This is a genomic window from Pedobacter soli, assembly GCF_900101435.1.
Taxonomy (GTDB): Bacteria; Bacteroidota; Bacteroidia; order Sphingobacteriales; family Sphingobacteriaceae; genus Pedobacter; species Pedobacter soli.
In genome coordinates, this window is record NZ_FMZH01000001.1 from 607,289 (window position 1) to 624,208 (window position 16,920).

General features: G+C 43.0%; 11 protein-coding genes. All 11 read left to right on the forward strand.

What is annotated here, in order from left to right:
• Positions 1–80: 80 nt before the first annotated feature.
• The gene (locus BLR37_RS02435; protein WP_090764110.1) at positions 81–4,439 is read left to right on the forward strand and encodes a CusA/CzcA family heavy metal efflux RND transporter; all 4,359 of its coding nucleotides are present in this window, start codon (positions 81–83) and stop codon (positions 4,437–4,439) included.
• A 9-nt stretch (positions 4,440–4,448) separates the two neighbouring features.
• The gene (locus BLR37_RS02440) at positions 4,449–5,597 is read left to right on the forward strand and encodes an efflux RND transporter periplasmic adaptor subunit (RefSeq protein ID WP_090764113.1); all 1,149 of its coding nucleotides are present in this window, start codon (positions 4,449–4,451) and stop codon (positions 5,595–5,597) included.
• A gap of 168 nt (positions 5,598–5,765) precedes the next feature.
• The gene (locus BLR37_RS02445) at positions 5,766–7,592 is read left to right on the forward strand and encodes a hypothetical protein (RefSeq protein ID WP_090764116.1); all 1,827 of its coding nucleotides are present in this window, start codon (positions 5,766–5,768) and stop codon (positions 7,590–7,592) included.
• A gap of 42 nt (positions 7,593–7,634) precedes the next feature.
• Positions 7,635–8,825, forward strand: coding sequence for a PAS domain-containing sensor histidine kinase (locus BLR37_RS02450; protein WP_090764119.1), 1,191 nt, complete (start codon positions 7,635–7,637; stop codon positions 8,823–8,825).
• Positions 8,826–8,840: 15 nt separating this feature from the next.
• Entirely contained in the window at positions 8,841–9,872 is a 1,032-nt protein-coding gene (locus BLR37_RS02455; RefSeq protein ID WP_090764122.1) for a response regulator, read from the forward strand.
• Positions 9,873–10,118: 246 nt separating this feature from the next.
• On the forward strand, positions 10,119–10,550 hold the full coding sequence (locus BLR37_RS02460; RefSeq protein WP_039476452.1) for a Rossmann-fold NAD(P)-binding domain-containing protein: 432 nt from the start codon (positions 10,119–10,121) through the stop codon (positions 10,548–10,550).
• Positions 10,550–11,896, forward strand: a complete 1,347-nt coding sequence (gene hemN, locus BLR37_RS02465) for an oxygen-independent coproporphyrinogen III oxidase (RefSeq protein ID WP_090764127.1) — start codon at positions 10,550–10,552, stop codon at positions 11,894–11,896. The genes BLR37_RS02460 and hemN overlap by 1 nt, the downstream gene beginning before the upstream one ends.
• Positions 11,897–11,941: 45 nt before the next feature.
• The gene (locus BLR37_RS02470) at positions 11,942–14,326 is read left to right on the forward strand and encodes a heavy metal translocating P-type ATPase (protein ID WP_090764130.1); all 2,385 of its coding nucleotides are present in this window, start codon (positions 11,942–11,944) and stop codon (positions 14,324–14,326) included.
• A complete protein-coding gene (gene ccoS, locus BLR37_RS02475) occupies positions 14,323–14,505 on the forward strand; it encodes a cbb3-type cytochrome oxidase assembly protein CcoS (RefSeq protein ID WP_090764133.1) in 183 nt (60 codons plus the stop codon). The genes BLR37_RS02470 and ccoS overlap by 4 nt, the downstream gene beginning before the upstream one ends.
• Before the next feature lie 59 nt (positions 14,506–14,564).
• Positions 14,565–16,706, forward strand: coding sequence for a cytochrome-c oxidase, cbb3-type subunit I (gene ccoN / locus BLR37_RS02480; protein ID WP_090764136.1), 2,142 nt, complete (start codon positions 14,565–14,567; stop codon positions 16,704–16,706).
• 2 nt (positions 16,707–16,708) lie between these two features.
• Positions 16,709–16,864 (forward strand): hypothetical protein, encoded by a 156-nt coding sequence (locus BLR37_RS25215; protein ID WP_167356538.1) that lies wholly within the window; start codon positions 16,709–16,711, stop codon positions 16,862–16,864.
• The last annotated feature ends 56 nt before the right edge of the window (positions 16,865–16,920 follow it).

A 16,920-nucleotide genomic window follows, 5' to 3' on the forward strand; every position in this document is an offset into this window, starting at 1 on the left:
AAATTTTATTGTTTATTTTTTTGGTTGCGCTTTTCTGCTGCAACTAAATTTTCTTTTCGATCCTTTTTAAATAAGCTATTATGTTAAATAAGATTATCGGCTTTTCCATCAGGAATAAGCTGATTGTTGCCTTGTTTGTATTCGTCCTTATTGGCTGGGGTACTTACGAAGTAACTAAACTACCCATTGATGCCCTGCCCGATATTACCGATAACCAGGTGCAGGTAATCACAGTTTCGCCTTCATTAGGCGCTCCGGATATTGAGCGTTTAATCACCTTCCCTATCGAGCAGGCATGCAGCAGCATTTCGGGGATGAAACAAATCAGAAGTTTTTCCCGCTTTGGGCTTTCTTTGGTTACCATCGTTTTTAACGAAGAAACCGATGTGTACTGGGCCAGGCAGCAAATTGCCGAACGCCTGCAGCAGGTACAGCAGGAAATTCCCGAAGGAATTGGTGCACCGCAAATGGCTCCCGTTTCGACCGGTTTGGGCGAAATTTACCAGTATGTAGTCCGCCCTAAAAAGGGCTACGAAGGTAAGTATGATGAGCAGGAATTGCGCACCATGCAGGACTGGATTGTACGCCGCCAGTTATTGGGCACTCCTGGCGTAGCCGAAGTTTCGAGCTTTGGCGGTAAACTTAAACAATATGAAATTGCAGTTAGGCAAGATCAGCTCAAATCTTTCGGTTTAACCATTTCTGATATTTTCGATGCGCTCGAAAAGAACAACGAAAATACAGGTGGCGCCTATATTGAAAAAGGGCCAACCGTGCTTTATATCCGGAGTGAGGGTTTAACTACCAGTCCCGAAGACATTAAAAAGATTGTGGTAAAAACCCTCGGCAACGGTATGCCGGTATTAATGGCTCAGGTTGCCGATGTGCGTTATGGCTCAGCGATCCGTTATGGTGCCATGACTTACAACGACCAGGGTGAAGTAGCCGGTGCGGTGGTAATGATGCTCAAGGGCGAAAACTCATCCGTAGTGGTAAAACGGGTAAAAGATAAAATTGCCAAAATACAGGATATGTTGCCTGAAGGAGTAGTGATTGAACCTTTCCTCGATCGTACCAAAATGGTTGATAACGCGATTAGCACGGTAGAAACCAATTTAATGGAAGGTGCGCTGATTGTAATCTTTGTATTGGTATTTTTCCTGGGTAACCTGCGTGCTGGTTTAATCGTATCGTCCGTTATTCCGCTATCCATGTTATTCGCCATAATTTTAATGAATAAATTTGGTGTGGGTGGTAACCTGATGTCGCTAGGTGCAATCGATTTTGGTTTGATTGTAGATGGATCTGTTATTGTGGTTGAGGCAATTTTACACCGCTTTTCGCATTCTAAAAAATTCAGGAGCCTGAGCCAGATCAATCAGAACCAGATGGATGAGGAAGTGGAAAAATCGTCGGGTTCGATGATTAAATCTGCAGTTTTCAGTCAGATTATTATTCTTATTGTTTACCTGCCTATCCTATCGCTCGAAGGTATCGAAGGAAAAATGTTTAAACCCATGGCCTTTACCATTGCATTTGCCATTTTGGGGGCCTTTATCCTTTCTATTACTTATGTACCGATGATGTCGGCCTTGTTCCTGAACAAAAAACTATCGCATAAGAAAACCATTACCGACAGGTTTGTGATCTGGCTGGAGCGCAGGTATCAGCCGCTGCTTAACCGGGTTTTACAATTTCCAAAATCTATTTTAGCCATTACCCTTTCGCTTTTTGCAATAGCCGTTTTGGTAATGGGTACTTTAGGTGGCGAATTTATTCCGCAGTTGGAAGAGGGAGATTTTGCTGTAGAAACGCGCCTGCTAACCGGGAGTAACCTGAATAATACCATCGAAACTACGCAGAAAGCATCTAAAATCCTTTTGGATAACTTCCCGGAAGTGCAGAAAATCGTAACTAAAATTGGTAGTGCAGAAATCCCTACCGATCCAATGCCTTTTGAAGCAGGTGATATGATGGTGATTTTAAAGCCGAAAAAAGAATGGGTTTCGGCCAAATCATTCCCAGAATTAAGCGCCAAGATGACCAAAGCTGTTGAGGTAATCCCCGGCATTACCGTGGGCTTCCAGTTTCCGGTACAAATGCGTTTCAATGAGCTGATGACGGGTGCCAGACAAGATGTAGTGTGTAAGATTTTTGGCGAAGACCTCGATTCGCTGGCCAGCTATGCAAAAAAACTCGGGGGCATTATTGGTACGGTAAAAGGCGCTATTAACGTGTACAAAGAGCAGGTTACCGGTATGCCACAGGTGGTAATTAGCTATAACCGCGATGGCATGGCAAAATACGGATTAAACGTTACCGATATTAACCGCGTGGTGAATACGGCCTTTGCCGGGCAAGTAGCCGGACAGGTTTATGAAGGTGAAAAACGTTTCGATATGGTGGTGAGACTATCAGAAGACGCCCGCAAAAACATCAAAAATGTGCAGGATTTAATGATTGCTACGCCTGCCGGAAATCAGATTCCATTAAGCATGGTGGCCAACATCAGCGAGGTGGAAGGTGTTAACCAGATTCAGCGTGAAGATACCCGTCGCAGGATTATTGTAGGTTTCAACGTGAAAGACCGCGATGTTCAATCGATAGTAGAAGAACTACAACAGAAAGCTGGGAAAAACCTTCAGCTGGCAAAAGGTTATACCATTTCTTACGGTGGCTCTTTCGAAAACATGACTGCGGCAAAATCGCGTTTAGCTATTGTAGTGCCGATTGCCTTGCTCCTTATTTTCCTGCTGCTTTATTTTGCTTTCAGCTCGGTAAAACAAGGTTTACTCATTTACACTGCTATCCCCCTGTCGGCAATTGGCGGCATATTTGCCTTATGGATGCGCGATTTACCTTTCAGTATTTCTGCTGGGGTTGGTTTTATTGCGCTGTTCGGTGTTGCGGTGCTAAACGGGATCTTACTGGTTTCGGAATTTAACCGTTTAAAAAAGGAAGGCTGGACACATGTGAAACGCATTGTAATCCACGCCACCAAATCAAAACTACGCGCTGTTTTAATGACTGCCCTGGTGCCTTCGCTGGGCTTTATCCCTATGGCCATTAGTACAGGTGCCGGTGGTGCTGTACAGAAGCCCCTGGCTACCGTGGTAATTGGCGGTCTAATCTTTTCTACCCTATTAACCCTTTTTGTATTGCCTATGCTTTATATCCTTTTCGAAAAAGGTTTCGGTTATTTTAAACCTAAAAAAATACTTGCTGCAATGGTGTTGCTAACTGGCCTTGCAGCGACAAGTGCTCAGGCACAGGAAAAAATAACCTTACAGGCGGCCCTGGATACGGCCGTTAAAAACAGCTATACCTTACAGCTGGCGCGAACTGATGTGAATTACAGCAAGGCAATAAGCAAAACCAGTTTCGATTTGCCAAAAACAGATGTAAATTTCGAGTATGGTAAATTTAACAGCCTGGCCAACGACAATAAAATTTCGGTAAGTCAGGGATTGGAGTTCCCTACGGTTTATGCCAAGCAATCGGCAGTTTACAAAACGGCCATACGCATTAGTGAAATGCAGTTGCAAGGCAAAGAAATCGATATCCGCTATCAGGTAAAAACCAGTTATTTTGGTTTGTTAATCCTGGCCGAAAAACGGAACTTATTGCTCAAAGCCGATAGCATGTATACTGCTTTTCTGGAAAAATCAAAGTTGCGTTTTAAATCTGGTGATGTGGATGTTTTGGAGCTCAGAACTGCTGAGAACCAGAAACAGCAAATTGCCAACCAGCTGCAGTTTTTGGAAACCGATTATACGCTGGCTTTAAACCGCTTCAATCTCCTGTTAAACAGCAGTAATCGCCTGCTTCCGGCTGGCGAAGCTATTTATCAATCTACAACTTCTTTGCTTGATGGTACAGCCGATCATCCGGTTTTGAAACAAAAAGCAGAAGAAATCACGCTGGCGGCCAACGAGGAATCGTTAGCGAAAAGCAAGTTATTGCCTTCTATCAGCTTTGGCTATAACAATTCGAGCATTATTGGCTGGCAAACCAATGCCTTGGGTACCGATCAGTATTTCGACAAATCCAAGCGTTTTTCTTCGGTAAATATCGGTTTGGGTATTCCCCTGTTTTTTGGTGCGCAACAATCGCGTATTAAAGCTGCAGGCTTAGCTGCTGCACAGAAACAGGCCGAACTGGAACAGACCAAAAAAGAGCTGAACAGTGCTTACGAAAATGCCCTCCAAAGTTACAACCGGTACAATAAGCTGGTTAACAATTACCGGCAAACCTTGCTGCCCAATGCAGATGACATTATCCATACTTCGACCTTAAAGCTCAATGCAGGCGAAATTGGTTATCTGGACTGGGTAATCCTGATCAACCAATCGGTACAACTTAAAAGCGAGTATTTCGATCAGGTAGAACGGTATAACGAATCACTTTTCGAAATAGAAAGATTAAAGGGAATTAAATAAATAGCAACAATGAAAATCAATCAAAATAGTATAATTATAGCCCTTTTTTCAGTCTTCTGCCTGGGCTGTGGAGATCAAAAACAGGAAACTGAAGCAAATACGGCAAAAAAAGAAAACGTTGAAGCTACTGATCAAGTGAGCTTAAGCGATGCGCAACTTAAAAATGCAGGCATTGTGATTGGCAGCCCCGAAACGAAAAGCATGTATAAAACCCTGAATGTGAATGGAGTGGTAGATGTACCACCCGAAAACATTTACTCGGTAAGTGTACCCATGGGCGGTTACATTTCCAGAATGAACCTGATTCCGGGTATGCTCGTTAAAAAAGGAAGCGTGCTGGCCAGTGTCGAAGATCAGCAGTATATCCAGCTTCAGCAGGATTATCTGACTGCTAAAAACCGTTTAAAATTTTCGGAAGCTGATTATGTGCGCCAAAAAATGTTAAACCAAACCAAGGCAACGAGCGATAAAATTTTTCAGCAAACTGAAAGTGAGTTTAACAACCAAAAAGTACTGGTAAGTGCTCTGGCTGAAAAACTGCGTTTAATCGGGTTAAATCCAGCCAGATTAAACGAAAGCAACATTTCCAAAACCATTCGCATTTATGCACCAATTAGTGGCTACCTTTCAAAGGTAAATGTAAATACCGGTAAATATGTAAATGCTACCGATGTGCTTTTCGAACTGATTAATCCAGGTGCCCTGCATGTAAGTTTAACGGTTTTTGAGCAGGATGCAGCCAGCCTGAAAATCGGGCAAAAAATTGTGTGTACCACCAGCAGCAATCCCGATAAAAAGTATAATGCTACCATACACCTCATCACTCCGAATATTGAGAACGACAGGACTACCAGCGTACATTGCGATCTGGAAAACTTTGATCAGAACCTGCTGCCGGGTACCTTTTTAAATGCAGCCATCCAGTTAAACGGTGCCGAAGTACAGGCTGTACCCGATGATGCGATTGTGAAGTGGGAAAACCAGTATTATGTTTTTGAAGAAAAAGCCAAAGGCCAGTTTAAAATGATTGGCGTAGAAACAGGCGCCAGTTTAAATGGCTTTACAGCAATAAAACCAAAATCAGCACTTCAAAATATTGTGGTTAAAAATGCCTATGCGGTTTTAATGAAGCTTAAAAACAGTGGTGATGAGGGTTAACAACTAACAAAACCCTATCATTTTACTTGTGAGGGAGCCGGAGTTTTAAAACCGGCTCCCTTTTTGTTTAACTGCCTGACATAAAAAGAAAGCATTGTCACACTAAAAAATGACCAGTATCACTTTTTGAAACCTGCGGGTTACGTTATTTTGTTGTTAAAACAAATCATGCCGCATACCTTCCACATCCCCGTTCTAGGCCTCGCCTACTCTGTTGATACCCCTTTAAAAGTTGCCCAGTTTGGCATCTCTTCTGTTGTTTCAATCGTTGATGATGAACTTTGTGAACGGATGCGTAAATACCACTGCGAACTAAACTACTTACCTTATACATCCATCGATAAAACCGTAATTGATAGTCGCGCAAAGCGGATTACCGCTTACCTTAATTTAATGCAGCAACTGATTTACAGTCAGGTTGCAAACATCAAAAACCAGGCTTTTGAACCAGGCACAATAATAAGCCGATATTTTGAATTAAAATGCGAAAGCAGTCCGCTAAGCAAAACTTACAAAGAAATGCTTAAAACCCCTGCGGGCAGAAAAAGAACAATGCTGGAAAGCCAATTGAGAAAGGCTGTTGAAGCAGGTAGCATTGATGTTAATATTATGGCCAAGGTAGATAAGGTAAATTTTGTTGATGATCTGGATCTGGGTAATGAAAATACCGATGCATTGGCGGCTTTAAGGGGGTTTGCCAACAGCAGGCTCAAATCGGCTGTGGTTATTTCGGCCGGACTTAATCCGCGCTTGTTTACTTACCTCGAAAACTTTGCTGATTTTTATCCCGATGAGGACGGTCATTTTAATAAAAAAATCATTTTAAAAGTGAGCGATTACCGCTCGGCTATGGTACAGGCTAAAATGCTGGCAAAAAAAGGCCTATGGGTAGCTGAGTTCAGGATCGAATCGGGTTTAAACTGTGGCGGACATGCTTTTGCTACCGAAGGCTTTTTACTTGGCCCCATCTTGCACGAATTTAAAGCAAACCGCCTTGCATTAAGCGAAGAACTCTGGGCGATTTATACCGCAGCGTTGCAACAGAAAAACATTTACTGTGCCACTAAACCCATCCAAAAAATAACCGCTCAGGGTGGTATTGGTACCGCTGCCGAGCACAACCATTTATTACAGGCCTACGGTTTAGATGCTGCCGGCTGGGGAAGTCCGTTTTTACTGGTTGAAGAAGCCACCAACGTAGATAGCGAAACCTTAAAAAACCTGGCTGAGGCCACCGAAAGTGATTTTTATTTGAGCAATGCTTCACCCCTGGGCGTTCCATTCAATAATTTCAGAAAAAGTACAGCCGAGCAGGAAAGGCTAAGCCGCATTGCCAAAAGCAGACCGGGCAGCCCCTGCACTAAGAAATACCTGTGTACCAACACCGAATTTACCGAGCAGCCCATTTGCACGGCTTCGCGGCAATATCAGCATTTAAAAATCAGAGAAATAAAGGCTTTTGCCACTTCGCCTGAAGAACTCAAAAAACAAATTGATGCAGTAACCGAAAAGACCTGTTTATGCGAAGGGCTTTGTGCTTCGGTTTACCTTAAAGATGAGATCCTGAAACCGAAAGAAAGCAAAGCAGTAAGCATTTGTCCGGGTCCAAACCTGGCCTACTTTTCTAAAAAATACAGCTTAAAGGAAATGGTCGATCATATTTATGGCAAGGTAAATCTGCTCGAAGGTATAAACCGGCCCAATTTATTTGTAAAAGAACTTGGCCTTTACATCGATTATTTTAAAAAAGAGCTGCAGCATTTTAACGAAGATTTCAAAACAAATATTCAGCAACTGCACCAGAAGAAACAGGTTTATCTTACCAGATTCTACAATCAGTTATTAAATGGTGTTGAATTTTACCGTGCCGGTTTCCAGAAAGCCGACGCTGATTTAAAGATTTGGGGTAAAGAACAGATTGAACTTTTCGAAAAAGCTGTACTGAATATCCAAAGCATAAACACACAATCGTTAAATTTAGGCGCAAAAGTTTAGGTCAAAATCCTGCCTAAATGATTAATATTACCAGATTGGTTTATGGAAAGAGCAAAATTACTGAATGCCATTATCGAAAATGCGATTGATGGTATTATTACAATAGATGATAAGGGTATTATTGAACACGTTAATCCAGCGGCTTTAAAGCTTTTTGGTTTTGAAAGCCATGAACTGGTTGGGCGGAACGTTTCGGTATTAATGCCTGAGCCTGATAAAACTCAGCACGATACTTACATTAAAAACTATCACGACACAGGCAGAAAGCGCATTATTGGTATCGGTCGCGAGGTAATTGGCCAGCGTAAAGATGGTTCTACCTTTCCTTTCCGGCTTGGGGTAAGCGAAGTAAAATTCAGCGACCGTAAAATCTACACCGGTTTTATCCACGATCTGAGCAAACTTAAAGAAGATGAAGCCCGCATTAAAAGTTATACCGAAGAACTGGAAGATAAAATCAGAGACCGTACCCGCGATCTGGTAAAACTGGTTGGGGAGTTAGAATCGGCAAAGGAACATGTAAATGCGCTGTTCATCAAAGAAAAAGAACTCAATCAGCTTAAAACCCGGTTTGTTTCTATGGCTTCGCACGAGTTCAGAACACCGCTGAGCTCCATTCAGCTATCAGCCACTTTAATTGATAAATACACCCCAAAACACGATACAGAAAATATCGAAAAGCATACCGGCAAGATTAAAAATGCCGTAGGTAACCTCACTACCATATTAAACGACTTCCTGTCGCTCGAAAAACTCGAAGCCGGCAAGGTTGAAGTCACCCCCAGCTGGTTTAACATTATAACTTTTGCAGAAGAGATTGTTGAAGAAATGCAACTCATCAGCAAGCAGGATCAGCACATTATTTACGAGCACCAGGGGGTTTCGGCGCAGGTTTACCTCGATATGAACTTACTTAAAAACAGTATCATTAACCTCATTTCGAATGCGGTAAAATATTCGGGAGAGAATACCATGATCCAGTTTAACAGCATTTTAAAAGATGATGAGCTGATTATTGAGATTAAGGATAACGGAATCGGCATTCCTGAAACCGACCAGCATAACCTTTTCGAGCCATTTTTCAGGGCGCACAATACCGGCAGTATCCCCGGAACCGGTCTTGGGCTAAACATTGTGAAGCGTTATGCCAGTTTAATGAACGGTACCGTATCGTGCGAAAGCGCCCAAAATGTGGGTACTACTTTCCTGCTAAAATTTCCCTTTACCCCTTAACCTATTCCCCTACGCATGAAAAAGAAAGTATTGATTATTGAAGATAACGACGATATCCGCGAAAGTACAGCGGAAATTCTCTCGCTGGCCGATTACGAAACTTTTACTGCAAGCAATGGAAAAATCGGGGTAGAACTGGCTATCAAGCATCACCCACACCTGATTTTGTGCGATATTATGATGCCCGAACTGGATGGTTACGGTGTGCTTTATCTGCTGCATAAGAACCCGCAAACGGCCTCCATACCTTTTATTTTTATTACCGCCAAAAGCGAACGTGCTGATATGCGTAAAGGCATGGAAATGGGTGCCGACGATTACCTCACCAAGCCTTTTGATGATATAGAATTGCTTAACGCCATAGAAGGGCGACTCAAAAAAAGCAAAACCAGTGGTAATTTTAACGGAACAGATATCGATACGCAATCGCTGTTTACCGAATTAATTAAAAAAGGGAAAAGCCGCGTGCTGGCCAACAAACAGCTTATTTATGTAGAGGAAGATGAGCCAAACCATGTGTATTACCTGAAAAAAGGGCAAGTTAAAACCTACAAGCGTTTTAAAGATGGCCGCGAACTTTCTTCGGCACTTTACCAGACAGGCGACTTCTTTGGTTATGAAAGCCTTTTTACGGAACGTGCCTACGAAGACAATGCAGCAACCCTTGCCGATTGTGAGCTCATTTTAATCCCAAAATCAGCATTTACAGATTACCTTTACCAACACCAGCCTCTGTCAGCAGCTTTTATCCGTTTACTATCGGGCAGTGTTCGCGATAAGGAAAACCAAATGCTCCAACTCGCCTATTTTTCGGTACGCAAACGCGTGGCTGATGCCTTGATACAGGTTGCTGAAAAATTCAGTACAATCGATAATGACAGCGCTACGATTAAAATTTCGCGCGATGACCTCGCCGCCATGGTAGGTACTGCCAGCGAAACCGTAAGCCGTATGCTGGCTGATTTTAAAGAAGAAAAACTGATTGAAAAAAGCGGTAACGCGATAAAGATTACAGCTATATCTAAGCTAAAAAATATTAAGCAATAGTACTGTTGTCGCCATGGCTGCCATGGTCAGTGTCTACACTGACCATTATTCAACTCCTGACTTCACGAAAAGAGATTCTTCACTGCGTTCAGAATGACAGTATAGCCATGGTCAGGGTCTGCACTGAACATCATAAACTATTATTCAGTGTGCTTGTCTTTCCTGATCAAAATCATTTTTTCAGCTGACTAACCTCATCCGCCCCGCCATTAACAAATGATAGTTTTGAATACTAAAAATTTGTTTATGAAAGCCATTGCTTACAACATTAAGCCCGACGAAAAAGAATGCCTGGTTCTGGCCAATCACAAAAAGCACGATATCACCATTATCGCCAACAGTCTCTCGGCCGAAACCATCGCTTTCGCTGCCGGGAAGGAAACTTTACTTGTTTTCAATAACGATACGGTAGATCAGTCCCTCATTCAGCAGCTCAAAGCACTCGGGGTGAAATACATTGCAACCTCCTCCTTTGAAACCAGCCATCTCGATTTAAAATCGGCGGCAACCGCAGGTTTTAAAATTGCCAATGTGCCGTTAAAAGAAGGCCAAAGTGCTTTAGACCGCATGTTGCAGGTAATTAAAAACCTCGATAACTGGGCGGCTGGTAAATGCGTAGGCAGTGCCTGTTGCTGCCAGAACAACTGCTCCGTTCCGAAAACCTTAAATAAAGCCTGATGGATACCTTAAACCTGCTTAAAAAGTACAATGTAGCTGCCCCAAGGTACACCAGCTATCCTACAGTACCATTTTGGGAAACCGATCGTTTTGATGAAGCGCAATGGCTGCTTTCGGTAAAAAACACCTTTGCAGATTATCAGAATGAGGGCATTAGCCTATACATCCACCTGCCTTTTTGCGAGAGCCTGTGTACCTACTGTGGCTGCAATACCCGCATTACCAAAAATCATCAGGTAGAAGAACCTTACCTGGATGCGGTGCTTAAAGAATGGGACATGTATCTGCAGGTTTTAGGCAACAAGCCCAAAATAAGAGAATTGCATCTCGGCGGTGGTACCCCCACCTTTTTCAGTGCCCACAACCTCAAAAAACTAATTAACGGAATCATGTGCAACTGTGAACCTGCTACTGATGCTGAGTTTTCGTTTGAAGCACACCCCGACAATACCACTGAAGCTCATTTAACCACCCTTTTTAATCTGGGCTTTAAACGCCTGAGTCTGGGTATCCAGGATTTCGATCCAAAGGTGCAGTTAATGATTAACCGCTTTCAAACACCAGTGCAGGTAGCAGAAATTACGGCACTGGCGAGAAAAATTGGCTATACTTCACTTAATTTCGATCTGATTTATGGTTTGCCTTTTCAAACGGCTGAAGGTTTAAGCGAAACGCTGCAGGAAGTAATCAGGATCAATCCCGATAGAATTGCCTTTTACAGTTACGCACATGTGCCCTGGCTAAAACCCGGACAGCGCCGGTACACCGAAAAAGATTTGCCACAAAGCGAAGCTAAATTTGCTTTATACCAGTTAGGGAAAGATGCTCTGCTTGCAGCAGGATATGATGACATTGGCATGGATCACTTCGCCAGAAAGCACGATAACCTGTACCTGGCCGCGCAACAAAACAACCTTCACCGAAACTTTATGGGCTATACCCACCAGCATACTCAATTGCTTATCGGACTAGGCGTTTCTGCAATCAGCGACAGTTATACGGCATTTGCCCAGAACGTAAAAACTGTTGAGGCATACCTTGAAGCGATTAATAACGGTCAATTTGCGATTGAAAAGGGACATATTTTGTCGCGCAAAGATTTAAAAATCCGCAGGCACATCCGCAATATCATGTGCGATGGCAAGAGTCTTTTTCTGGACGGCATCCCTAAGCCAGCCTATTATAAACTGGCTACATTGATTGATGACGGATTGATCTCCGTATCTGAAAATCAGTTAAAGGTTAATCCCGCAGGAAAACCTTTTCTAAGAAATATATGCATGGCCTTTGATGAGCGCCTTTGGGCAAAAACACCCGATTGCCAGATGTTCAGCTATGCCATATAAGGTAGGCCTCATCAAACAATAATTTATCAATAAACAATTACCAGTATGGAAAATCAAAATGAAACCGCTGCAGCAACACTTTGTTACCATTGCGGCGAGCCATTAGAACAGATTAAGTTTAATTACGATGGTCACGATTTTTGCTGTACCGGCTGCAAGAGTGTTTATAAAATCCTTTCTGAAAATAATCTTTGCAATTATTATACCTACAACCATTCGCCCGGAAAAAGGGCTGAACAGCACAGCCATTTCGAATACCTCGATGAACCGGCCATTATCAGTCAATTGCTCGATTACCAGCATGAGAAGGCCAGCATTGTAACCTTTTATATTCCGGCTATCCATTGCAGCTCCTGCATCTGGCTTTTAGAGCACTTGTATAAAATTCATCCTGCCATTTTCTCGTCGCGTATCGATTTTCTAAAACGTCAGGTTACCATCAGTTTCAGGCATGAAGAAGTTTCGCTGCGCAAACTGGTCGAAATTTTAAACGAAATTGGCTATGCACCCTTAATCAGCCTGCAGGATGTGGTGAAAGAAAACAGCCGTTCGGTTAACAAACAACTCATTCAAAAAATTGCCGTTGCCGGTTTTTTAATGGGCAATGTTATGCTCTTCAGTTTCCCTGAATATTTTGGATTAGCTGGTTTCGAAAAACAATTTCAGCAGTTATTTGGCTGGTTAAACCTCACCTTCTGTATCCCCGCAGCCTTTTATTGTGGGAAAGATTATTTTGTTTCGGCAATAACCAGTTTAAAACACAAACAAATTAACCTGGATACGCCGCTGGCATTGATTATTGCCATGCTTTTTCTGCGTACCGCCTACGATATCCTTTCGGGCACTGGCCCAGGCTTTGCCGATACGCTTACGGGACTGGTTTTCCTGCTCCTGATGGGCAAATGGATTAAGCAGCGCACCTACCACCATATCTCTTTCGACCGCGATTACCGCTCCTATTTTCCTATCGCCGTTACCAAATTAATTGCAGGGAAAGAAAAACCTACTGCAATAGCCGATATTGCCATTGGCGACAGGCTCTGGATCAGAAACGGCGAAATTGTACCGGCCGATGCCATTTTAATGAAGGGCGATGCCTGGATGGACATGAGTTTTGTAACCGGCGAAGCCGAACCTGTACACAAAGTACTGGGCGAAATTATTTATGCGGGAGGCCGGCAAACCGCCGAGGCCATTGAATTGGAGGTAATTAAACCAGTATCACAAAGCTACCTCACCGGCTTATGGAACAACGAAAATTACCAGACCGATTTAAAAAAACAGAATTTTAACGACCGCGTAGCCAAATACTTTAGTCTGGGCGTTTTTGTTTTAGCCTTTTCTGCTGCAATTTACTGGCTGCTGCAACACGACAACAGCAAAGCCTGGGCTGCCTTTACTGCCGTGGTAATTGTAGCCTGCCCTTGTGTACTATCGCTAAGTACACCCTTTACACTTTCGGCCATCCTCTCTATTTTCGATAAAAAAGGTTTCTACGTTAAAAATACCGATGCAGTGGAGGCCCTGGCAGCCTGCGATACAATCATTTTCGATAAAACCGGAACTTTAACCAGCACCGAAAATGCCAGTCTTATTTTTGAAGGTCAGCTCGATTATCATGAACAACGTTTAATTGCTTCGCTGGTACGCAACTCTTCACACCCTTTGAGTCGTCACATTTTAAAATACCTGTTCTGCAATGAATTTATGCCTGTTAGCCATTATACAGAACGCGTGGGCAAAGGTATTTCTGGTCAGGTAAACCGGCAGCAGGTTTATCTCGGAAGCAGCGCCATGATACCCGATAACTTAAGTATCCCCAACAGCAACGGAGTGCACGTAGTTATCGATAATCAATACAAAGGCCGTTTCCAAACCGAACAACAATGGCGTGGAGGGTTAAACCAACTCATTCAAAAACTTGCTAAGAAATTCCAAATGCATGTCCTATCGGGCGATACCGACCAGGAATACAGTACCTTAAAAAGCATGTTCCCGCCAGATACCAAAATCAATTTCAGGCAGAGCCCGCACCAAAAATTAGACTATGTGTTGCAGCAACAAAAAGCAAAGCACAAAGTAATGATGCTGGGCGATGGCCTTAACGATGCGGGAGCTTTAAAACAAAGTGATTTTGGCGTAGCCATTACGGATAACATCAACAACTTTACCCCCGGTTGCGATGCCATTTTAACCGGAAACAGCCTTAACCTGATGCCCAATTTTGTAGCATTAAGCCGAGATGGGCTCAAAGTAGTTAAAATTAGTTTTGCCATCGCCATTGCCTACAACTGTATAGGCCTTTATTTTGCTGTTCAGGGTACTTTATACCCCTTAATTGCCGCGGTATTAATGCCCATCAGCACCATCACCATTATCTCATTTACCTCTATTGCCACACACTTTTTTGCACGTAAAAATAAGCTATGAACATCTTGTATTTTTTAGTGGGTTGCAGCGTATTAATGGCCCTGGTTTTTCTGGCGGCATTTTTCTGGGCTTCAAAAACCGGTCAGCACGATGATGTTTACACCCCCGCCATGCGCATCCTTTTTGACAACGAGCCCAAAAGTGACGACAATCACATTTCAAACCAACCCACATCATAATTGGGCACAACTACCCTGAATACATTTGCTGTACAAAAACTAACAAATTTCTTAATTATATGCAGTTAGAAAAATTTACTTACGACAATAAGATTGTCCGCAACTTTGGTATTGCTACCATTGTTTGGGGCGTAATCGGCATGACAGTGGGGCTCCTCATCGCCATGCAGTTATTTAAACCTGGCATGAACATGGGCAGCCAATATACCACATTTGGCCGTATCCGTCCGCTGCACACCAATGCCGTAATTTTTGCCTTTGTAGGTAATGCCATTTTTATGGGTGTTTATTATTCGCTGCAACGCCTGCTTAAAGCCCGTATGTTTAGCGATGCGTTGAGCGCCATACATTTCTGGGGCTGGCAGCTCATCATCCTTTCGGCAGTAATTACCCTGCCCTTGGGTTTTACCACCTCGCACGAATACGCTGAGCTGGAATGGCCGATTGATATTGCCATTACGCTGATCTGGGTGGTATTTGGAATCAACATGTTCGGTACCATTTTTAAAAGAAGAGAACGCCACCTTTATGTAGCCATCTGGTTTTACATTGCCACGTTTGTTACCATTGCTGTATTGCACATTGTTAACTCTTTTGAGCTGCCGGTTTCGTTTATGAAAAGCTATTACTGGTATGCCGGTGTGCAGGATGCGCTGGTACAATGGTGGTACGGGCACAATGCCGTAGCATTTTTCTTAACTACGCCTTACCTGGGTATGATGTATTATTTCTTACCCAAAATGGCTAACAGACCGGTTTACTCCTATAAACTGAGTATCCTGCATTTCTGGTCGCTTATTTTTATCTACATCTGGGCAGGGCCGCACCATTTACTGTACTCATCTTTACCGGGCTGGGCACAATCCTTAGGTATTGTTTTCTCTATCATGCTTATTGCACCAAGCTGGGGAGGTATGATTAATGGTTTGCTGACCTTACGCGGTGCCTGGGATAAAGTACGCGAAGATGTAACGCTGAAATTTATGGTCGTTGCGCTAACCTGTTACGGTATGGCTACTTTTGAAGGCCCTTTACTTTCTATTAAACAAATTAATGGTGTTGCACATTTTACCGACTGGATTGTAGCGCACGTACACGTAGGTGCTTTAGGCTGGAACGGATTTTTAACCTTTGGCGTATTGTACTGGTTAATTCCGAGAATTTACAAAACCGAACTCTACTCCAAAAAATTAGCCGGTTTCCACTTCTGGATTGGTACACTGGGAATCCTTTTCTACGCTGTGCCTATGTACTGGGCTGGTTTTACCCAGGGCTTAATGTGGAAAGAGTTTACTGCCGAGGGGCTTTTAAAATACCCTAACTTTTTAGCGGTAACGCTTCAGATTATTCCGATGCATGTTTTCCGTGCTGTTGGTGGTAGTTTTTATTTATTGGGTGCAATTGTAATGACCTTTAACCTGGCTAAAACCATGTTGAAAGGAAGCCTGCAAGCCAATGAAGCGGCCGAAGCCATGCCTTTGGCCCCGATACTGGTAGAAACCAACCCAATGGATCAGAAATGGCACCGTGTACTGGAACGTAAACCAATGAAATTCATGGTGTTTTCGCTCATTATCATTTTAATTGGCGGTATGGTAGAAATGATGCCAACTTTCACTATTCAATCTAATGTACCAACCATTTCTAGTGTAAAACCTTATACAGCACTTGAGCTCCAGGGGCGCGATTTATACATCCGCGAAGGTTGTGTAAACTGCCACTCGCAAATGGTCAGACCATTCCGTTCAGAAACAGAACGTTACGGCGAATACAGCAAAGCAGGAGAATTTGTGTACGATCACCCGTTTTTGTGGGGCAGTAAACGTACCGGACCAGATTTACACCGCGAAGGGGGCAAATATTCGCATGCCTGGCATTTTAACCATTTACTCGACCCTACTTCCATGTCGCCGGGCAGTATTATGCCTCCATACCCCTGGTTAATTGATCAAAAACTCGATATCAGTACAACACCAGCAAAAATCAGGGCGATGCAAACTTTAGGGGTTCCTTACCCTGAAGGATTTGATAAAACGGCCAACGATGAACTGAAAAAACAGGCAGCAGAGATTACTGCAGATTTACAACAGAACAATATCAAGGTAAAAAGCGACCGCGAAATTGTGGCCATCATCGCTTATCTGCAGCGCCTGGGTACCGATATTAAAGCCAATAAAGAAACTATACCTTCAAACCAATAGCCATGTTCGAACAACTTAAAAACTTAGCAGGCCGCGAATATTACCTGATTAGTTCGCTGCTCTTATTTATGGTCTTTTTTATCATCGTGGGCATTTATCTCATTAAGCTGAGCAAAAACCACATCAGTAACATGAGTGAGTTACCCTTAAAAGATTAGCATTTATACCCTCATTAAGGAATTGCCTTAATAGAGTAAAAACAAATACAAAACAT